Source organism: Neobacillus rhizosphaerae, assembly GCF_937468385.1.
GTDB classification, from domain to species: Bacteria; Bacillota; Bacilli; order Bacillales; family Cytobacillaceae; genus Neobacillus; species Neobacillus rhizosphaerae.
Genome location: NZ_CALBWS010000005.1, coordinates 54,616 through 75,390 on the forward strand (window position 1 = coordinate 54,616; position 20,775 = coordinate 75,390).

Annotated in this window: 19 protein-coding genes and 1 other annotated feature; of the genes, 14 read left to right on the top strand and 5 right to left on the bottom strand. The window is 38.6% G+C overall.

Annotated features, from left to right (window positions below; all coding sequences use genetic code 11):
• Window positions 1–80 precede the first annotated feature (80 nt).
• The 9 genes from nikB (at window position 81) to M5A78_RS06235 (ending at window position 9,190) form a co-directional block, all read left to right on the top strand.
• Entirely contained in the window at window positions 81–1,004 is a 924-nt protein-coding gene (gene nikB, locus M5A78_RS06195; RefSeq protein ID WP_248734419.1) for a nickel ABC transporter permease, read from the top strand.
• Between the two features lie 12 nt (window positions 1,005–1,016).
• On the top strand, window positions 1,017–1,913 hold the full coding sequence (locus M5A78_RS06200) for an ABC transporter permease (protein ID WP_248734420.1): 897 nt from the start codon (window positions 1,017–1,019) through the stop codon (window positions 1,911–1,913).
• A 14-nt stretch (window positions 1,914–1,927) separates the two neighbouring features.
• Window positions 1,928–2,917, top strand: coding sequence for an ABC transporter ATP-binding protein (locus M5A78_RS06205; protein ID WP_248734421.1), 990 nt, complete (start codon window positions 1,928–1,930; stop codon window positions 2,915–2,917).
• On the top strand, window positions 2,910–3,881 hold the full coding sequence (locus M5A78_RS06210) for an ABC transporter ATP-binding protein (protein ID WP_319942257.1): 972 nt from the start codon (window positions 2,910–2,912) through the stop codon (window positions 3,879–3,881). Before M5A78_RS06205 ends, M5A78_RS06210 begins: the two co-directional genes overlap by 8 nt.
• A gap of 32 nt (window positions 3,882–3,913) precedes the next feature.
• Entirely contained in the window at window positions 3,914–4,789 is an 876-nt protein-coding gene (locus tag M5A78_RS06215; RefSeq protein ID WP_248734422.1) for a sugar phosphate isomerase/epimerase family protein, read from the top strand.
• Between the two features lie 67 nt (window positions 4,790–4,856).
• Complete coding sequence (locus M5A78_RS06220) at window positions 4,857–5,924, top strand: Gfo/Idh/MocA family protein (RefSeq protein WP_248734506.1); 1,068 nt, start codon at window positions 4,857–4,859, stop codon at window positions 5,922–5,924.
• Window positions 5,917–6,822 (top strand): sugar phosphate isomerase/epimerase family protein, encoded by a 906-nt coding sequence (locus M5A78_RS06225; protein WP_248734423.1) that lies wholly within the window; start codon window positions 5,917–5,919, stop codon window positions 6,820–6,822. The genes M5A78_RS06220 and M5A78_RS06225 overlap by 8 nt, the downstream gene beginning before the upstream one ends.
• Before the next feature lie 172 nt (window positions 6,823–6,994).
• A complete protein-coding gene (locus tag M5A78_RS06230) occupies window positions 6,995–8,149 on the top strand; it encodes an ROK family transcriptional regulator (protein WP_248734424.1) in 1,155 nt (384 codons plus the stop codon).
• 39 nt (window positions 8,150–8,188) lie between these two features.
• The gene (locus M5A78_RS06235; protein ID WP_248734425.1) at window positions 8,189–9,190 is read left to right on the top strand and encodes an asparaginase; all 1,002 of its coding nucleotides are present in this window, start codon (window positions 8,189–8,191) and stop codon (window positions 9,188–9,190) included.
• A gap of 83 nt (window positions 9,191–9,273) precedes the next feature.
• Here M5A78_RS06235 and M5A78_RS06240 read toward each other — a convergent pair whose 3' ends face one another.
• Together M5A78_RS06240 and M5A78_RS06245 are read right to left on the bottom strand one after the other, a co-directional pair.
• Window positions 9,274–10,812 carry an ABC-F family ATP-binding cassette domain-containing protein gene (locus M5A78_RS06240; protein ID WP_248734426.1) on the bottom strand — a complete coding sequence of 513 codons (1,539 nt, stop codon included), beginning with the start codon at window positions 10,810–10,812 and terminating at the stop codon, window positions 9,274–9,276.
• Window positions 10,813–11,264: 452 nt separating this feature from the next.
• Window positions 11,265–12,023 (bottom strand): SDR family NAD(P)-dependent oxidoreductase, encoded by a 759-nt coding sequence (locus M5A78_RS06245; protein WP_248734427.1) that lies wholly within the window; start codon window positions 12,021–12,023, stop codon window positions 11,265–11,267.
• Between the two features lie 155 nt (window positions 12,024–12,178).
• Here M5A78_RS06245 and M5A78_RS06250 point away from each other — a divergent pair, with 155 nt between their 5' ends.
• From M5A78_RS06250 to M5A78_RS06270, 5 genes are all read left to right on the top strand, one after another.
• Window positions 12,179–13,429, top strand: a complete 1,251-nt coding sequence (locus M5A78_RS06250) for a helix-turn-helix domain-containing protein (protein WP_248734428.1) — start codon at window positions 12,179–12,181, stop codon at window positions 13,427–13,429.
• 187 nt (window positions 13,430–13,616) lie between these two features.
• Window positions 13,617–13,905, top strand: a binding site (T-box leader).
• A 157-nt stretch (window positions 13,906–14,062) separates the two neighbouring features.
• The gene (locus M5A78_RS06255) at window positions 14,063–14,920 is read left to right on the top strand and encodes an SAM hydrolase/SAM-dependent halogenase family protein (protein ID WP_248734429.1); all 858 of its coding nucleotides are present in this window, start codon (window positions 14,063–14,065) and stop codon (window positions 14,918–14,920) included.
• A 281-nt stretch (window positions 14,921–15,201) separates the two neighbouring features.
• Window positions 15,202–15,759 (top strand): ECF-type riboflavin transporter substrate-binding protein, encoded by a 558-nt coding sequence (locus tag M5A78_RS06260; protein WP_248734430.1) that lies wholly within the window; start codon window positions 15,202–15,204, stop codon window positions 15,757–15,759.
• A gap of 37 nt (window positions 15,760–15,796) precedes the next feature.
• Window positions 15,797–17,509 carry an ABC transporter ATP-binding protein gene (locus M5A78_RS06265; RefSeq protein ID WP_248734431.1) on the top strand — a complete coding sequence of 571 codons (1,713 nt, stop codon included), beginning with the start codon at window positions 15,797–15,799 and terminating at the stop codon, window positions 17,507–17,509.
• The gene (locus M5A78_RS06270) at window positions 17,500–18,330 is read left to right on the top strand and encodes an energy-coupling factor transporter transmembrane component T family protein (RefSeq protein ID WP_248734432.1); all 831 of its coding nucleotides are present in this window, start codon (window positions 17,500–17,502) and stop codon (window positions 18,328–18,330) included. Before M5A78_RS06265 ends, M5A78_RS06270 begins: the two co-directional genes overlap by 10 nt.
• 169 nt (window positions 18,331–18,499) lie before the next feature.
• On the opposite strand, the gene M5A78_RS06275 is transcribed toward M5A78_RS06270, so the two are convergent.
• The 3 genes from M5A78_RS06275 to M5A78_RS06285 all read right to left on the bottom strand — a co-directional run bounded on the left by M5A78_RS06275 (window position 18,500) and on the right by M5A78_RS06285 (window position 20,624).
• The gene (locus M5A78_RS06275; protein ID WP_248734433.1) at window positions 18,500–19,495 is read right to left on the bottom strand and encodes a hypothetical protein; all 996 of its coding nucleotides are present in this window, start codon (window positions 19,493–19,495) and stop codon (window positions 18,500–18,502) included.
• Window positions 19,496–19,637: 142 nt separating this feature from the next.
• A complete protein-coding gene (locus tag M5A78_RS06280) occupies window positions 19,638–20,261 on the bottom strand; it encodes a hypothetical protein (protein WP_248734434.1) in 624 nt (207 codons plus the stop codon).
• 123 nt (window positions 20,262–20,384) lie between these two features.
• Window positions 20,385–20,624, bottom strand: coding sequence for a hypothetical protein (locus M5A78_RS06285; RefSeq protein WP_248734435.1), 240 nt, complete (start codon window positions 20,622–20,624; stop codon window positions 20,385–20,387).
• Between the last annotated feature and the right edge of the window lie 151 nt (window positions 20,625–20,775).

Genomic DNA, 20,775 nt, shown 5'->3' on the forward strand with positions numbered 1-20,775 from the left:
CCTTTATCTCAGTCGAAGCACTCCAGTCCATACGCCGCTAAACGGGCGCTTACGCTTTTCTTAGAAAGGGGTTATCTGCTTTGCTCCAATATATTATTAAAAGAATTCTTGAAATGATTCCTATCCTATTCATCGTTTCGATCTTAATCTTCTTTTTCACTCACCTAATTCCAGGCGATCCTGCACGTTTAGTTGCCGGCAAGGATGCGACGTTAGAAGAGGTAACCATCATTAGAGCTGAGCTTGGGCTCGATAAACCAATTTGGGAACAATATGGTTCCTATATGAACCATTTATTTCACGGTAATTTAGGTACATCGCTAAAAACTGGCTTACCAGTAATGGACCTATTTGTTGATCGATTTATGCCATCCATTTATTTGACATTATTTAGCATGGTCTGGGCTTTGGTCATCGGTTTACTGATAGGTACCCTATCGGCCGTTTTTAAAAATAAATGGCCGGATTATTTCGGGATGGTTACGGCTGTTTCCGGAATCTCTTTACCTGGTTTTTGGTTAGGGCTAATTCTCATTCAAATTTTTTCCGTTCAACTAGGATGGTTCCCAACCGGCGGAGCAGAAGGGTGGAAAAGTTATGTTTTACCTTCGATAACGTTAGGTGCAGGAATCATGTCCATGCTTGCCCGTTTTACAAGGTCATCATTGCTAGAAACGCTCAAAGCTGACTTTATTCGAACTGGACGTGCGAAAGGATTAAAGGAGTCTGTTGTCATTCCAAAACATGCATTAAGAAACTCGTTAATTCCTGTTGTTACCATTGCTGGTCTCCAGTTCGGCTTTTTATTAGGCGGATCTGTAGTAGTCGAAACGGTCTTTAGTTTTCCTGGTATGGGTCGTTTATTAATTGATTCGATTGCCTTTAGGGATTACCCGGTTATACAAGCGGAACTATTACTGTTTTCCCTTGAATTTATACTTGTCAATTTATTAGTTGATATTCTCTATAGTTTTCTCAATCCTAAAATCCGCTACGTTGCTTAGAGGAGGGTAGTCATGGAATTATCTAAGACCGTAAATCAGAGCAACACCATCATCACAGAAAAAAAGTATTCACCACTCAAAGAGTTTTGGAAGAATTGGAAAAGGCAAAAGACGGCATTGTGGGCAAGTTTTTTTATTCTATTGCTGATTATCATTGCAGTTGTTGGGCCTTACATCGCACCATATGATCCCTATAAACCCGATTATAATTCCATGTTGCAAGGACCTGGTAGTAAACACTTCGCAGGTACCGATGAATATGGCCGAGATATTTTTAGCCGCTTACTAGTAGGTTCTAGAATTTCGCTGAGTGTCAGCTTTCTTTCTGTATTTTTGGGAGCCATCGTTGGCACAATTCTAGGACTTATAAGTGGATATTTCGGTGGTTGGTTAGATCGCTTTATCATGAGGTCAAGCGACGTGATGTTTGCTTTTCCCGATTTATTATTAGCGATTGCCATTGTCGCCATCTTAGGTCCGGGCTTAAATAATGTGGTGATAGCGGTATCTATCTTTAGTGTCCCATCGTTTGCGAGACTGGTAAGAGGAGCCACCCTTGAGGCAAAAGAAACGGTATTTGTAGAGGCAGCCAAATCAATGGGAGCCTCACATTTTAGGATTATGTTTCAACATATTCTTCCTGAAACTCTTGGTAGTTTAATCGTATTTATATCGATGAGAATCGGAACAGCGATTTTAGCTGCCTCTAGTTTAAGTTTCCTTGGTCTAGGGGCAAGTCCTGAAACACCGGATTGGGGAGCGATGTTGAGTCTTGGACGTGATTATTTAGGGACATCTTCACATGTAGTCATGATGCCCGGTATTGCCATTTTTTTAACCGTGTTGGCCTTTAATGTAGTGGGCGATGGCTTGCGAGATGTGTTGGATCCAAAAACGAAGAATGAATAAGGGAGTTTGATCGGATGGAGAAGCTGCTACAGATAGAAAAGCTTGAAACCGAATTCACGAAGGATAAACAAGCATTAAAAATCTTACACGGTGTTAACTTTCACATTAATAAGGGTGAAGTTCTCGGGCTTGTCGGTGAATCTGGGAGTGGAAAAAGCTTAACATCACTATCAATCATGAAACTATTTAAAGGGACGAGTGGAGAAATAAGCGGTGGCAGGATTCAATTTAATGATCAGGATTTAACGAATATATCTGAGAGTGATATGAGAAAGATTCGTGGAAAACAAATAGCGATGATTTTCCAAGAACCGATGACATCATTAAATCCCGTGATGAAAATTGGGGAACAGTTACTGGAGCCTATTCGCCTACATTTAGGCTTAAAAGAGAAACAGGCAAAAGCGCATGCCGTTTCTATTTTAAAAAAAGTAGGCATTCCAAGAGCAGAAGAAATCATCAACGAGTTTCCACATCAGTTATCCGGTGGTATGAGGCAAAGAATCATGATTGCAATGGCCATATCCTGTAATCCTCAGCTGTTAATAGCAGATGAGCCGACGACGGCACTTGATGTCACCATCCAAGCACAAATATTGGATTTAATGAAACAGCTTCAACAAAAAGAAAATATGTCTGTGCTTTTGATTACTCATGATTTAGGTGTTGTAGCCGAGATGTGTGATCGTGTGGTGGTTATGTATGCTGGAAGAGTTGTTGAAGAGGCAGATGTATTCGAGTTATTTGAAAGTCCAAAACATCCTTACACAAAGGGATTAATTGGTTCTGTACCAAAGCTTGGTCAAAAAAAGGAGAAACTGGACTCCATTAAAGGAAATGTCCCTGATCCAAGTAATTTACCAAAAGGGTGCAAATTTGCTCCAAGATGTAACAATGTCATGCCTATCTGTTATCAGGAAGAGCCGCCTGATCTGAAATTAGAAAATGGCAGGTCTTGTAGTTGTTGGCTATACAAAGAGGAGAGGGGGGACATTTGTGTCTAATACTCTTTTAAAGGTATCTGGGCTAAGGAAGTCATTTTCCATTCCTGATGGCATGTTTGGAAAAAAGAAACTATTAAAAGCCGTTCATGATGTGTCGTTCCTGATTCCAGAAGGGAAAACGTTTAGCCTTGTTGGCGAGAGTGGCTGTGGGAAATCAACGACAGGGAGACTGATTTCGCGGTTAATTGCACCGAGTGAGGGTGAAATCTGGATTGACGGAGAAGAAATCTCGCAAAGGAAAGAATCTCAGTTAAAAGCAATGAGGAAAAAAGTACAAATGATTTTCCAAGATCCATATGCCTCGCTAAATCCTAGAATGAAGGTTCGCGATATCGTAGGCGAACCACTCGCTATTCATACGAAGCTATCAAAGGCTGAACGGAATAAACAAGTATCTGAAATTTTAGAAGTCGTTGGTTTAAGTGAGTACCATGCGCATCGATATGCCCATGAGTTCAGCGGTGGTCAACGACAGCGCATTGGAATTGCACGGGCACTCATTATGAAGCCAAAGTTGATTATCGCTGATGAACCAGTCTCTGCATTAGATGTTTCGATCCAATCACAAATCCTAAATTTATTGAAGGATTTACAAGCCGAATTTCAGTTAACCTATTTATTCATATCCCATGATTTAAGTGTTGTTGAGCATATAAGTGATCATATCGGGGTTATGTACTTAGGAACCATTGTCGAGTCAGGACCAAAAGAGGAGATATTTTCTAACCCACAGCATCCCTATACAAAAGCATTATTATCCTCCATCCCGATTCCAGATCCGAGGTTAAGAAGAGAAAGGATTATTTTACAAGGAGATTTACCTAGTCCGGTTAATCCTCCAACTGGCTGCAGATTTCATACACGCTGCCCTGTTGCTATGGATATTTGTAAAGTAATGGAACCTCCAGTTAAAAAAGGACCAACTGCAGACCATTTCGTTGCTTGTCATTTAATAGAATCGTAGATTTTCAAAAATAATAATAGGAGAGGATATCAATGAAAGTAGGATTAAGTACGTATAGTTTAGTGAGAGAGCTAAGAGAAGAAACAATGACGGTATTAGATGTTATCCAATGGATTGCAGACAACGGTGGAGAACATATGGAAATCGTACCATACGGTTTTACTGTTGTAGATAATGTAGAATTAGCGGATCAAATAAAGAAAAAAGCGGAAACAGCAGGTATTGAGTTGTCAGCTTATTCGTTGCCGGCAAATTTTGTTCAGGAGACTGAAGAAGAGTTCAATGAGGAAGTGGAACGTCTAAAAAAACATGTTGATATCGTGAATCGTTTAGGGATTAAGATTATGCGTCATGATGTCACAGCATTTACTTTACAACCAGAAGAAATGACGATTCATTATTTTGATAAGCATTTCTCGAAATTTGTAAAAGGCAGCCAACTGATTGCTGATTATGCAGCACAATTCGGTATTACGACAACAATTGAAAATCATGGTTTCAATGTTCAATCTAGTGATCGTGTCCAACGTGTTATTCATGCAGTGAACCGTGAAAATTTTAAAACGACACTTGATGTTGGGAATTTTCTTTGTATCGATGAAGATCCATTAGTAGGGGTGAAGAAAAATATAAAATATGCGGCAACTGTTCATTTTAAGGATTTTTATATTCGTCCTTACTATGAAAACCCTGGGGACGGAGTTTGGTTCAGGACCGTCAATGAAAACTATTTGCGTGGAGCCATTGTCGGCCACGGCGATTTAAACATTCGTGAGATTATGAAATTAGTTAAAAACTCAGGATATGATGGTTACTTAACGGTTGAGTTTGAAGGAATGGAAGATTGCAAACTTGGTTCAAAAATAGGGATGGATAATGTAAGACGATTGTGGGATGAAGTGAAGTAATTTATAACACTGCATAGGAGTGACAAAGTGCAGTAATCTATAACAAAACGGAGAGGATGAATGAATGTTGGATAGCTTACGAGTTTGTGTGATTGGAACTGGATCGATTTCCGATATGCATCTTCAATCTTATGCGAACAACCCAAGATCCCTGTTATACGGCGTCTATGATTATTCAAAAGAAAGAGCGGAAGAAAAAGCAAAGAAGTACGGGATTGAAAAGGTGTATGACTCTTTGGAGGAAATTTTTAATGACCCTCATGTGGATGCGGTAAGTATTTGTACATGGAATAATACTCATGCTGAAATTTCAATTGCTGCCTTAAAAGGCGGCAAACACGTTTTAGTAGAAAAGCCGCTGGCGATGACGGTGGAAGAAGCATTAAAGGTGGAAGAGGCGACGCGTAAATATAAAAAAACATTACAGGTTGGCTTTGTGAGACGATTTGCAACGAACACGAAAGTTTTAAAATCCTTTATTGATAATGGGAAATTAGGAGAAATCTATTATGCCAAAGCATCATGCTTACGCCGCCTTGGAAATCCTGGCGGGTGGTTTGCAGATAAAGAACGCTCTGGCGGCGGCCCATTAATTGATCTTGGAGTACATATCATTGATATTTGTTGGTATTTAATGGGGCGCCCAAAAGTGAAGTCAATCTCAGGGAACACTTATCGTCAACTTGGAAATCGTGGGAACGTAGAGAATTTACGCTTTTATAAAGCGGCTGACTATGATAAAGACAAAAATACGGTTGAAGACTTAGCCAATGCTCTCATTACATTCGAGAACGGTGCTTCCTTGCTAGTAGATGTTTCTTTTACCCTGCATGCTAAGAAAGATGAAATACAAGTGAAATTATTTGGAACAAAAGGTGGTGCTGAATTAGAGCCGCAGTTAGTATTGATCAGTGAAGAAAATGACACAATTCTAAATATTTCTCCACAGATTGATCAGCTAACGTTTGATTTTTCAAATGCGTTTCAAAATGAAATTGATTCCTTTGTGAATTGCTGTTTGTCAGGGACAAAACCAGAAGCCCCGGTTGAAGACGGTGTTGAAATCATGAAAATTTTAGCTGGTATTTATGAAGCCTCAGAAGAAGTGAGAGGTGACATTTTAACTCATGCATAATGTAGAAGTGACAAATAAAATTGGAGTGATAGTTGATAGTCTCCGATTACCCATTCGTGAAGGCTTAAAGGCAGTCAAAGAAATGGGTGCCGATGGTGTTCAAATTTATGCTGTCGCCGGTGAAATGGATCCTCGGAATTTAAGCACGACCTCACGAAAGGAGTTAAAATCGTATATCGAGTCATTAGGATTAGAGATCTCTGCACTTTGTGGTGATTTAGGCGGTCATGGGTTCCAGGATTACCAACAAAATCAGGAGAAAATTGAAAAATCAAAACGGATTTTGGATCTTGCGATGGAACTAGGGACAAATATCGTGACCACACATATCGGCATTATCCCGGAGGAAAAGGAAAGTCCTATTTATGAAACCATGCAACTTGCATGTGAGGAGCTGGGGATTTATGCCAAAAGGATGAATGCCTACTTTGCGATCGAAACGGGCCCTGAAATCGCCTCAAGATTAAAGTCCTTTTTAGATAGCTTAAGTACAAATGGAGTGTCAGTAAATTTCGACCCGGCAAATATGGTAATGGTCACTGGTGATGATCCTGTTGAAGGTGTGAAGCTGCTCAAGGATTATATCGTCCATACCCACGTCAAGGATGGGATACGATTAAAACCAGTAAATCCTAGTGATGTCTATGGTGCTCTTGGCTATGGGGGTGGTACAGATCATGAAAAAATCGCTAAAATGGTTGCTTCTGGTGAGTATTTTAGAGAAGTGCCACTAGGTAAAGGTGCGGTCGACTTTCCAAAATATTTTGCAGCCTTACAAGAAATTCAATTTAACGGATATTTAACGATTGAAAGAGAGGTTGGCACGAGCCCGGTCAAAGATATCTCTGAGGCGATAGAATTTATTAAAACATTCAAAAAAGAATCGTATAATAGTTAATTAGGCCTAGACTTGTTTTTCAGCTTTAAAAGCACATCCTATGAAGAGAATCTAGTTAATGGATTCTCTTTAGGATGGTGGATTTAAAGAATGATGTTTGTTCTTTCGAAAGTGAGAACTAACATGATTTTTTAAGTAGCAAATCAAAATAATGCAAAAAGAAGGTAAATAAATGGAGAAACAAGATCAACTTTTAATGAAAAAACAAAACAAAAACTTAGTCCTTGAAATCATCAGAAATCAATCGCCTATTTCAAGAATGGAGATTGCAAAAGTAATTGGTATGAGTCCAACATCTATAACGAGAATTGTAAACGAATTACATATACAAGGGTATGTAAGAGAAACGGAATTAGTTACTTCTGGAGTAGGGAGAAAAGCTGCATTACTTGATGTATGTGATGATGTTCTATATACAATCGGGATAGAGTTAGATAAGTTAATCATAAAAATTGGCATCGTCAATTATGTTGGGGAAATTGTTGCTTGGAAGAGCGTAGAGAGAGAGGCATTTGAAGATTACAATGAAACACTGGATAAAGTAAATTTGAATTTGAAGGTATTGATTGATATAAATCGTATTCCTACTGAAAAAATTATTGGAATTGCAGTAGGGTTACCGGGATTAATTGATTATAAAAAAGGCGTTGTAATGGTTTCAGATCAACTAAAATGGAAAAATGTAAACCTGGCTGATGACCTGAAACAACTCACCCAATTTGATGTCATTGTTGATAATGAGTTGAAAATGAAAATAGTGGCAGAGAATTTTAAGGGAATGACAAAGGATTCTCGAAATGCTGTCCTAGTCGGGATTGGATCTGGTATCGGGTCGGCCATTATTCTAAACGGTGAAATATACCGTGGAGAAACAAATAATGCTGGTGAAATTGGTCATACGGTTATTGATCCAACTGGGAATGTCTGCCACTGTGGGAAGGTAGGATGTCTTGCAACCTATATATCCGAGGGTGCAATTCTTACGGATAGTAGGAAAGTGAAAGAGATAGGTTCGATTGATGATGTATTCGATTCCTACCGAAATGGAGAATCGTGGGCCATCAATATATTGGATCGAACATCGACTTATATAGCTCTTGCAATCAGCAATATATTATGTCTGTACAACCCTGAGGTAATTATTCTGAGTGGGAATACCATCGAAAAACTGCCTGAAATAAAAGAAGCAATTGAACAAAAATGTGAATTGTATATTTGGGAGCCAATAAAAGAAAGTGTGAAAATCGTCTATTCACAGTTAAGTGATCGTGGAGTTGTGCTGGGGGCAGCCATTCAGGCACAAAATTTGCTATTAAATATTGAGTAGTCAGTGGATTTTCTATTTTGCAACGAGGAGATGAATGAGTTGAATTACGTAACCTTAGTGGAAGAAACAAGGGCTGGATTGGTTGAAAATGTTCACATTGGAATGGTTTGTGGTGTAAATGATCGATTAGAAACATCATACCAGGTGGGAAATCAGGATCATTACACGTATTATCGATCTGCAGCAAAACCAATCCAAGCTATTCCTGTATTTTTAGCGAATGTAATAACTAAATATGGTCTGACAAGGGAAGAAGCAGCCTTGTTTACAGCGTCTCACAGAGGAGAAACCTATCATATAGATGCACTCGAATCGATGTTAAAGAAATTACCTGTCAATGAAGACGAATTGTTTTGTCCTCATGCATATCCATTAAATGTGAAACCAAGAGAGGAAATGTTAAGAAAGAACATGGTTAAAAGGAGACTTTATCATAACTGCGCAGGTAAGCATATGGGCTTTATCACAATCTGTCGGGAGTTTGGGTATCCTATTGAAGGCTATTGGGAAGTGGATCATCCGCTGCAACAACAAATTTTAAAAATCCTTTCAACATTATCTGAAGTACCAATTTCCGAGATTACCATTGGAAAAGATGGATGTGGTGTCCCTGTGTTTGCGATTCCGCTAAGAAACATGGCAATTACGTACTTAAAATTAGCTTGCCCTGATTTAATTGAGGACTCCGTCCTACAAAAAGCAGTAATTGAAATGACTAGTGTTATGAATGAACATCCTTTCATGATTGCTTCAAAACAATTTATATGTTCCCTTTTACTCCAAGATGAAAATATCGTAGCAAAAGGTGGAGCTCAGGGTGTGTATTGCTTCGGTTTAAAAAATGAAAGACTTGGATTTGCCCTTAAAGTGTTGAATGGTTCAGAAGATGTCTGGCCCAATATTGTAGCCTCTATTCTTGAGCAAATTGGTTACAAAAACAAAGAAACGATTACTAGATTAAGAGATTTAAAGCCATCAATCATAAAGAATGATGCAGGGGTTGAAGTTGGAAGGGTTGATGAAAGGTTTAATTTGGGCTAATTGAACAAGATTTGTCCCACAATGAAAAAAGTCCCTTACGTCTAAGGGACTTTTAACTGTTTAAAATATGAATAAATGGAGCTTCACTTTATGTCATCCTCTATATTTAGAAAACGATTCGCCCACTTTTGATAAAATTTTTCTTCATGCGAAACAAGTAATACACTGCCTTTAAAGTGAATTAATGCTTTTTGTAAAGATTCTTTTGTTTCCAAATCTAAATGATTGGTTGGTTCATCCAAAATGAGAAAATTACAAGACGAGAGGGTGAGCAGGCATAATTTCACCTTTGACTGCTCGCCACCACTTAGTGTTGCAATTGCTTGGGTAGTATGAGTATTCTTTACACCACATTGAGCCAATCGACTTCGAATTTCCTTCACGCCCAAGTTAGGATAAAAATCTGAGATAATTTGGAGAGGTGTTTTAGCTCCATCTTCCCATTTTAAATCTTGTTCGAAATAACCAATCTTTACTGATTCTGCAAACCGAAAACTACCTGCGACAGCTGAAATACGTTGAACGAGTGTTTTTAGTAATGTCGATTTTCCAATTCCGTTAAAGCCTGTAATCACAAGCTTTTGCCCACCTGAAACAGAAAAATTCAATTTGGGCAAAAGGGGTTTCTCGTAACCGACCTCAAGATCATGTACCCTGAGAGCCACCTGTGCGGAAAGTGAAACTTCCTGAAAGTTAAAGGTCGGTTTATGAGTGAACCCTGGTGGAGCCATTCGTTCCATTCTTGCAAGCTGCTTCCGACGTCCTTGAGCAATCTTGGTATTAATTCCAGCAATATTTTTTCGAATATATTCTTCCGTCTTTTCGATCTTTTTTTGTTGAGCGACGTATTGTCGGGTATAATCTTCTCGCAAATGCTCTTTTTGACGAAGAAAGTCTGAGTATTTCCCCGCATACTTTTTGATTGTTCCAAACTCAATATCACATATACAAGAAGATATTTTTTCTAAAAAATCATAGTCATGGGATACAACAATATAAGCGCCATCGAAAACTGATAAATAATTGGCAAGCCAATCCACGTGTTCTTTATCGAGAAAATTTGTTGGCTCATCCAACAATAGAACATTGGGCTTTTCAAGCAATAGCTTTGCTAGAATCACTTTAGCTCTCTGGCCGCCGCTCAACTCCTGAATGGGGCGATCGATGCCAATTGCATTAATCCCTAAGCCATAAACCACTTTATCGATGTGACTTTCTATTAAATAAAAATCACTCGTTTCAAGCTTCTCCTGGTATTTTGCAGCATGATCCATTCGATTGTAATTACCTGTAATCGCCATTTCTTGATAGAGATCATTCAGTTTTTTTTCTAATTCAAATAAATTGGCAAATGCTGATTTCAAATAGTCAATAATTGTTTTGGTTCCATTGATTTCGGCATATTGATCAAGATGTCCAATACGAATAGTAGGATGCCAATTAATCATTCCGCTATCTGGAATGATTTCTCCCATCAATATTTTAATAAGCGTACTTTTCCCTGCGCCATTTTGTCCTACAATTCCCATATGTTCACCTTTGTATAAATCAAAACTTGCTTTATCATATAATGGTTTGTCTAAAAAGCTGTGTGTTAAATTTCTGACTTCAAGTAAACTCATCTTTTTTCCTCATCTCCTAAAAATAAAAAAAGCAAAGAGACAGCGTCACTAGACGCTAGCTCTTTGCTTTGGTGGTTTTGCTGCATAGAAAGATCCAACAAATATCATTTCAATACGGAGAAAACGTATAGAAATATCCAAAACAAAGGGCCATAGACAAAGCATTGTCTATGGCCCTTTAATCTTTTATCCATCGGCAAATAGTCATACGCAAATAAGCATAGTAATACTACACTTTTTTAGCAAGCTATTTGCCGATGAATAGAGGAAACATGATGCTTCCTGATTAAGCTCCTGACGCAATGCTTCATCGTATACATTTGCGCGGAGCTAAGTTTTCTTATAAATATTCTAAGCCGCATAGTGATCATGGAAGGCACCTTCTTTACCATTTATTTTATCATCATATCACAAGAATGTTCTCAGAAATGACGACCCCTACTCGATGTAGCTTATAAAGTTAAACCACCATCTACAAGTACAACGGAACCGGTCATATAGCTTGCTTTATCTGATGCTAAGAAAGCAACCATTTCAGCGAGTTCGTTCGGATCAGCATAACGGCCCATTCTCATATTTGAAAACTCTTCTGGGATGTAACCACCTTTTGCAAACTGATCAGCAACACTAGCGGTTAAAGCTGTTTGAACACCGCCTGGGCAAAGCGCATTAATACGGATTCCTTTTTTCGCATATTCTAATGCTGCACCTTTCGTTAAACCGATAACCGCATGTTTGCTTGCAGAATAGACAGCTACACTATATTCAGAACGAATTCCTGCAGTCGAAGCCGTGTTAATAATCGATCCGCTTCCTTGCTCGTCCATCACTTGTAGTACATATTTCAATCCAAGGAATACTCCTTTTACATTGATGTCCATAATCCGGTCAAATTCGGATTCTTCTATTGTAGTGAAAGGTGCGAACTTTTGGATAATACCTGCATTATTGAAAAATATATCAATACGTCCATATGTTTCGACTGCTTTATTTACATAATTTTGTACATCTTCACTTTTTGATACATCAGCCTGAACGAAGATGCCTTCTCCACCTTGCTCTTTCACAAGTTTTAATGTTTCTTCCCCTGTTTCCTTATTGAAATCAACTAAGACAACGGTTGCCCCGTTACTAGCAAGTTTCAAACTGCTTGCTCTTCCAATTCCACTTCCTGCACCAGTAATTACAGCAATTTTGTTTGTTAATTCCATGTTCAATTCCCCTTTGTTTTAGATTTCTTACATCCACTATTTTATTGCTTATATAGGAATATTTATTGTATTATCATACGGATAATAGTATTTTTTTAATGTCAATAATAAATAGTGTAACCGATTTCAAAAAGTGAATGGAGTAGATGAAATAGATGGATATATCCAAAGAAGATTTACAATATATTTGTCAGCTTATTTCTGAAGTTCATCAAATACCTGTTTATTATATGAATCAATTTGGTGAGTTCGAATACGAATTTTCAAGAAGTGACCTTCGGAGTAATCACTATTATGTCCCGTTCAAGGAACAGATAAGTGTATATACTTATGAAGAGGATCCAAATGATTATCCTATCTTCTTTTCGAATTCAAATTTGAACTTTTTCTTTGTTAATCTTAAAAAAACAAATCATTTTTTAGGTACCATTATTGTAGGACCTGCCCTTGAGTCAGCAATATTGGATGAAAATATTACCAAGATCATGGATGCTTTTAAAGGTAACGTCAATAAAAGGGATCTCATTGAATACTATCAATCCATCCCCATTATTGATCATTATCAACTCCTAACAATTAGTTTAATGGTTTATTATTTGATTTATCATAAAACGTTAGATAAAACGTTTGTCCTAGAAAACAACAAACCGTTGGACCTCGTCATAATTGAATCAGAGAATCTGGACCTTGAGCTTTCAAAAGGAAGAAGGAATTTCATTTTTCATTCCAATCTTTCGTATGAACGGGTTTTACTTGATTATGTCAAAAACGGACGTATCGATAAATTAAAGGATATCTTCGAGTACTCCATTGTCGGTGAAGCAGAATTAGGGTTATTGTCGAGACGGAATCGCTTAAGAAGTGAAAAAAATTTAATGATAACTGGAATTGCCCTTGTTTGCAGAGCTGCCATTGAAGGTGGCTTAAACGAGGAAACGGCCATTACTTTAAGTGATTACTATATTCAACAACTCGAGGAATTAGGAAACTTAAAAGCAATATTGAAATTAACGGAAGAAGCCATTAGTGATTTTACCTATCGTGTGCACCAATTAAATGAAGAAAAATATTCTGCACCGATAACCGCTTGTCAACATTATATATATAACCATCTCTATGGCGACATTACCCTTGATCATCTTGCAGAAATGTGTCGTTTAAGTCCCAATTACTTATCATCGCTTTTTAAAAAAGAAGTGGGTATACCTTTAAGCGAATATATCCAACGACATCGAGTAGACGAAGCCAAAAAGCTGTTAGTTTTAACAAATTATTCGATTTCAGACATCAGCATGTGGCTAAATTTCAACGATCAAAGTTATTTTATAAAAATCTTTAAAAAATACACAGGTTTAACCCAAAGGCAGTTTAGAAATGATCATTCTTCTAATCATCCATCGACATGATGGAAGAAGATATGTAGATTTATAGGAATACATAAGTAGGGGAGCTTCTCGTTGTGAAAGATTCTTATGCCCATAGCTTCATCCCGTTCCTAACGAAACAAAACTATTTCGATTTTGTTGGATTTTTGCTTGACTATTTTGATTTTACAGAATATAATTTGATTAAATTTTCAAATCATATACACGATTTAAAGCGTTGAAGAGGAAAAGTAGGATTATGTTATTTTACACAGAGAGCTTCGGTAGCTGAAAAGAAGCAAAAATACGAATCTGAACAATGGCCTCAGAGCTTCGTGCTGAAAAGATCTATTGGAAGTTCATAATAGATCATAGTAGGTTCCGACGAGATTTGGTACTCGTTATCCATACCACAGTATATAGAGCAACAATTAAGCTCTCGTACTTGCAGAGGCTGTTTTGTGTGAACAAACAGTAAATTAAGGTGGTACCACGTGGATATAAACCACGTCCTTATCTATTTGCTTGAAATAGATAGGGGCGTGGTTTTTTTAATTATTCGGATTTTATTTCTTTGACTATGTCAGTAATTTTCAGATGCGATACTTCGAACGAAAAGCGAGGACTTTTTTCAGGAGTACCAAGCAAGAATATAAAAAGAAGGAGGAAAATATAATGAATAATCATCTCGTTTTACAAACTGATTTTGGTACAAGTGACGGTGCCGTCAGTGCTATGTATGGTGTGGCCATTTCCGTGAACCCAACGATCCGGGTTTTTGATTTAACCCATGACATTCCCCAGTATCATATTTGGGAAGGATCCTACCGATTATATCAGACAGTTTCTTACTGGCCGGAAGGAACGGTGTTTGTTTCTGTTGTCGACCCAGGTGTGGGATCGGAGCGCAGGAGTATTGTCGCAAAAACAGCGTTGAACCACTATATTATTACTCCTGATAATGGAACGCTCACTCATATTAAAAATAGTATTGGTATAGAAGAAGTGAGAATTATTGATGAAACAATCAATCGTTTACCACGCTCTGGAGAGTCGTATACGTTTCACGGACGTGATGTCTATGCTTATACTGGGGCAAGACTTGCTTCCAATTTAATTACGTTTGAGGAAGTAGGTTCAAAGGTCTCTGTTGAATCGGTCGTGGAACTGCCAAAGGCTGATCCGAGCATTTCCAATCATGTTCTCACAGGGCATATTGATATTCTTGATATTCGCTTCGGTAATTTATGGACTAATATTGATCGTGTCCTCTTCAAAGAGTTAGGGGCTGAATATGGAGATTCCTTTGAGGTGACGATTGAAAATGATACCCGCCAAGTTTATAAAAATATCATGACGTATGGTCGAACATTCGCAGACATCCATTTAGGCGAACCATTGCTTTATGTGAATTCACTTGATAAAATTGGTGTCGCGATTAACCAAGGATCCTTTGCCAATGCCTACCATATCGAAACGGGTGCCACCTGGAAAATATCTATTCGCAAAATACCTAAAATTGTATACAATTAATTTTATAAAAATGCTCATTTCTAAAAGATTGTTGTTTTCTTAGAATCGCTGATAAACTCATAGAGTCGCTGATAAATGACTTAGAGTCGCTGATAAAACTCATAAAGCCACTGATAAATGACATAGATTCGCTGATAAAATGAAATATTCGCTGATATATCAGTTAATGTAGCTGGTAAAGTGGAATTTTACACCTATGACATGACTTTACGGGGTTTGAAATTAGCTAAAAACACAGTTTTTATGAAATAGTCTATAAAAATACTTTGGGGGTTGAGGAAATGAAAAGAAATCAGTTATCAATAAAAACCATCGTGGCAATTGGGATTGGGTCAGCCGTATTCGTCATTCTAGGTAGATTTGCATCGATTCCAACAGGAGTGCCAAATACAAATTTTGACACATCGTATGGATTTTTAGCGTTAATGGCCGTTGTTTTTGGACCGATTGCCGGAGGATTGATAGGTTTAATCGGCCATGCCTTAAAGGATGCCATCTTCTACGGAACTCCTTGGTGGAGCTGGGTAGTCGTTTCTGGATTCGTTGGCTTCTTAATTGGTCTTGTAGCAAAGAAAATCAATATTGAATCAGGAATTTTTAATATTAAAAAAATCATTCTGTTTAATGTTATTCAAATCGTCGCCCAAGCGATAGGCTGGTTCCTGATTGCTCCATCCTTGGATGTTCTCATTTATGCCGAACCAGCGAATAAAGTCTATTTACAAGGGATTGTTGCTGGCGGGTTAAACATGGTGACAGTTGCCGTCCTTGGTACGCTGCTGCTTGCTATCTATGCAAAAAGCCGCAGTCAAAGTGGCAGTCTGATTAAGGAAGATTAATTAGACAAAAATGCACTGATCTACTAGGAGAAGATATATGAAAAAACCAGTTATTCAATTTCAAAATTATAGCTTTCAATATCGAAGTCAGGCGAAACCAACATTACATGACATTAACTTAACGCTCTATGAAGGGGAAAAGGTCTTAATTGTAGGTCCCTCAGGGTCTGGAAAAAGCACACTTGGCCATTGTATCAATGGCCTTGTTCCCTTTTCTTATAAAGGGGAAGTTTCAGGCAGCTTGAAAATCATGGGCGAGGATGTAAGGGAGTTAGACATTTTTTCCTTATCCAAAAAAGTCGGGACGGTTCTCCAAGATCCTGATGGTCAATTTATTGGTCTTACGGTGGCCGAGGATATCGCTTTTGCGCTAGAAAATGATTGTATCCCACAAACACAAATGTTTGCTAAGGTGGCCGAAGTGTCGAAAATGGTCGAAATGGAGCATTATTTGGACTCCTCGCTGCATCATCTCTCAGGAGGACAAAAGCAAAGGGTCTCCCTCGCTGGCGTCATGGTGGATGAGGTAGAGATTCTTTTATTTGATGAACCACTGGCAAACCTTGATCCAGCGACAGGAAAATATGCGATTGAGCTGATTGATCGAATTCAACAAGATACAAACAAAACCGTCGTGATCATCGAGCATCGCTTAGAGGATGTCTTGCATTGTCCAGTTGACCGCATCATCGTTGTGGATAACGGCAGGATTGTGAGTGATTTGACTCCTGATGAACTATTAGCCTCACCCGTTTTGGAGGAATGTTCCATCCGTGAGCCCTTATATGTGAAAGCAGCAAAATATGCTGGCTGTGAAATTACGGCAGAAATGCAGCCCACTCATATCGATTCCTTTCAAGTGGATGGATGCAAAGATCAACTCATAGACTGGTTTGAAAAAGTCGATCCCCCTCTTCCAAAAGTGAAAACAGAATCCGTTTTAGAATTAAAGGAGATCACTTTTGGCTATACACCAAAACAACAAACGATTCATGGTGTTTCTTTTTCGATTGAAAAGGGTGAAATGGTCAGTATCGTCGGAAAAAATGGCGCCGGAAAATCGACGCTTTCCAAATTGATTTGTGGTTTTGAAAAGCCGAGCTCAGGTCGAATTTATTACCGTGGTAAAGATATTAGCGAAGATACCATTAAAGAGCGTGCCTCAAGGATTGGAATGGTCATGCAAAATCCGAATCAAATGATTTCTAAGCAGATGATCTATGATGAAGTGGCGCTTGGTCTCGTTATCCGTGGTGTACCAGAAGCCGAAATAAAAGAGCGCGTTTGGCAAACACTGAAGATTTGTGGGCTGTATCCATTCCGTAACTGGCCGATATCTGCGTTAAGCTTTGGCCAGAAAAAGCGAGTAACCATCGCCTCGATCTTAGTTTTAGAGCCGGAGGTGATCATTCTTGACGAGCCTACAGCGGGACAAGATTTCCGTCATTATTCCGAAATTATGGAGTTTTTGGTGGAACTAAATCGTCAGGGGGTCACGATTATCATGATTACCCATGATATGCATCTCATGCTTGAATATACTCCGCGTGCGCTTGTGATTGCAGGTGGGGCCAAAATAGCAGATGACACGGCAGTCAATGTTCTGGCGGATTCCAAACTCATCATAGAGGCGAACTTAAAGGAAACTTCCTTATTTGAATTGGCAACTCGGGTGGGCATAAGCGAACCGAAAGAGTTTGTTAATCGATTTATCGCTTATGACAGAGAGGTGAGGCAGAAATGGCAGTAGAAATGCTTTCGTATATTGACCGACAATCGCCAATCCATCGGCTTACAGGTGTCACCAAGCTGATTTGCTTCCTTATCTGGTCATCAATCGCGATGCTTACTTATGATACACGAATTTTGGTCTTCCTCTTCCTATTTAGTATCTGTGTTTTTATCGTATCAAAGGTAAAACTAAAGGAAGTCGCCTTTGTCCTTTTGTTTATTTTGTTATTTCTCATGATTAATAATCTCGCAATCTATGTCTTTTCGCCGCAAGAAGGGGTCAAGATCTATGGGACAAGCCATGTGTTGTTTGAAATTAGTGAGCGCTATACGATCACACTCGAGCAACTTTTTTATCAATTAAATGTCACGCTTAAATATTTTACCGTCATTCCTGCGGCGATTCTGTTTATCGTGACCACCAATCCGAGTGAATTTGCGGCATCCTTAAATCGAATTGGCATCAGCTACCGAATTTCCTATTCTGTCGCGCTTGCGTTACGTTACATTCCCGATATTCAACGGGATTTTCGCAATATCTCCATGTCCCAGCAAGCTCGCGGGATTGATATGTCACGCAAAGAAAAACTGCCCAAGCGGATTAAAAATGCCGCTTCGATTATCGTGCCACTTATCTTATCAAGTCTCGATAAGATCGAAGTTATTAGCAATGCCATGGAACTGCGCGGATTTGGAAAAAACAAAAAGCGTACCTGGTACAGAGCACGCCCATTTCAAAAAATCGATGTATTAACCCTAATACTATTCGCATTCATTTTACTGGTATCCCTTTATGTGACCTTTGTTGATGGAAATCGCTTCTACAATCCGTTTCTTTGATTTTCCTGCCTGAGAAATTTGAAATCAGTAATCTTGTTTTGTAGTCACAAATTTTCCCCAGTCAGCAATTGAAACTTAGCAAAACAGGGTTATGCTTACTATAAGCACAGCCCTGTTTCAGTCACAATGATAGGTTCCTTTTTGAAAAATGCTCTTTTTTTCCATTTTTTCACTCATTTTCCCATTCGAGTACTGGCGGTTGGGAGAGATGGGCGGTCTGTTTTTTAAAGATAGGGATAAAATATTCCTCTATAAGATAATGGCTTGGGATGCTGTAGATTGCATTACCACCATGGTCATAAAAGATATACTGCCACTTTTTTAATGGAAGTTTTAAAAATCTTTCTGGTTTAGAAAGGGTATTTTTCTCCAGTTTGACGTTGGCGATATCGTTCAGATTGACATAGGTGCCGTCATCGAAACAGTAGTAATCTAAATAGTAGCCACGTATTTGAACCATGATATTTTTTTCTATTTTTTTCGCATGAAGATAGTTTAGTAACAGCGATACAGGTGGCAAAAGTAAGCCGAAAGTAAACCAATCCTTCACCCATATTAATGGTAAAAATAGTACAAAGAACAGGATGGCGATTGTATTGTTGCGGCGGTTAAATTTTGGTGTAGATTGATAGAAAACCTCATCTTTTTCGTTTGTCCCATGCTTTTCGGCAAGGTGTGAGCGAAAATCCTCTACGTGCTCCTTGAATGATTTCTCTCTCCAGGGCATGAAATCTGTGTATTCATCATCAAGGCTCGTCGGCTGCCATGGGGTTGGGATTTTGTCCGGATAATAAGCTCCCAAAAGCATCCGCATCCAGTCTTTATGGGCAAAGGTAGGGTCCGTTGATTTGAAGCGAACCACATAATACGTGAGATTGTCACCGTAAAGAACATCCTTTTCGTCAAACGTCCCCATAATTTCCACTTCATCGGGAAACCTTTCCACACCGTTAGGGCTATTGTAAAAAATGAATTCAGCACTTTCTTTGACAAAATATTTTTGATAGGATGGGTCGGTCGGCAATAACTCCGGTTTGTTTTTTTGAATAATCCCAAATGCCTCTTGTGAACCATCATTCCCAACGAGGATTTCTTTGATCGTTGGGGTGACAGAATCGGCATCTAGATTTCGTTTCCACAAGATCTCAATGTAATATAGTTTCAAGCGGTCGTCCTTCCAGTTTAGGATGAATTGAAGCTTGAGGAGTTCCTGATCTGAGCAAAGGGCGCTATAGATCGTGAGATAATTTTTTATATAAAAGCGCAGTTGGAAATAAGGGACCTTCCACGCTTCGTAAACGTATTCTCTAGGTGTATTCTTTGTCGTATTCCAGGTATTGGTCGAAAAGTGATTGCAGCTTTTCAATGATAAAGTCCTTGTCTAACGGTACATCCTCGCTGGTGATGTATTGATGTTGCAAGCCCATTGTGACAAGAAAATGATAATACCATTCATACCATGGATGAAGGTAAATATTGTTTTCCACCAATGCTTCAATCGCGGTCATTGTCCGGTCCTTTTGTTCAAAAATAAGGTTTCTTTCTTCATAGGCGGGAATGAAGGATGCTTGGAAATACAGTTTACTAAAGGTTTTTTTATATAATAATGTAGCCGACTCCGAGTTTAGGATTATAAGTCCGCTTAAGACTAGGTTGATAGCCTGATAGGAATACTTGAAGATGTTCCTTTCGAAGACGGGAAGCATGTCCTCATGGATAAAAACGCATGCAGCTTGAACTAAGGCAAGGGATGGATCGTCCCAATCTTCATCACTTATCGGCCATATTTTCCCTGCTTCCTCCAGCAAATGGATAACATCATCCATTTCCAACTGGTAATTCCAATTTTGTAATCCATCGATGGCTTTTTTTCGATCTTTGAGATTATTGCTTTTTAACAGGTTAATCAGATCTTGCATGGCGGCAATCATGTAACCAATCCTTTTCCAAATTTACAGTATATCTTCCATTTTACTTTATGATGGGGCCAGTCACCACAAAATTTTGGTGCCAGACCTCCACTCAGCCTAAATGCCCTTAGCACAATAAAGTCTTCAATCGAGGATGATTGTTATCATGAAGAGATAAGTACCTGTAAATAAGACAAATAGAAAAAAGAATGATCCATAGTAAAGGGCCCTTGATTTCGGGGGTTCATTACTATATCCAAATCCTATCAATAAACCACCGAAAATGGATAAAATTCCGAGCCCAGGATGGACCATGCTGCCCAGCCAAATCCCGCTAAGAAAAAGTAAAAAACCTATCTTTGGAACCAATTGCTGAAACTTCAAGGATCTCACCTCTTTATTTTTATTTTATTTTACCATTAGAAGGGTAGGTTGAACTGAGAAAAAAATCTTAATTTTCCCTCTTGTGGATTCCTTTTCCAAATGTTAAACTGATGCTATATTGCATTGCAAGGTAATGACAAGCAATGCAATT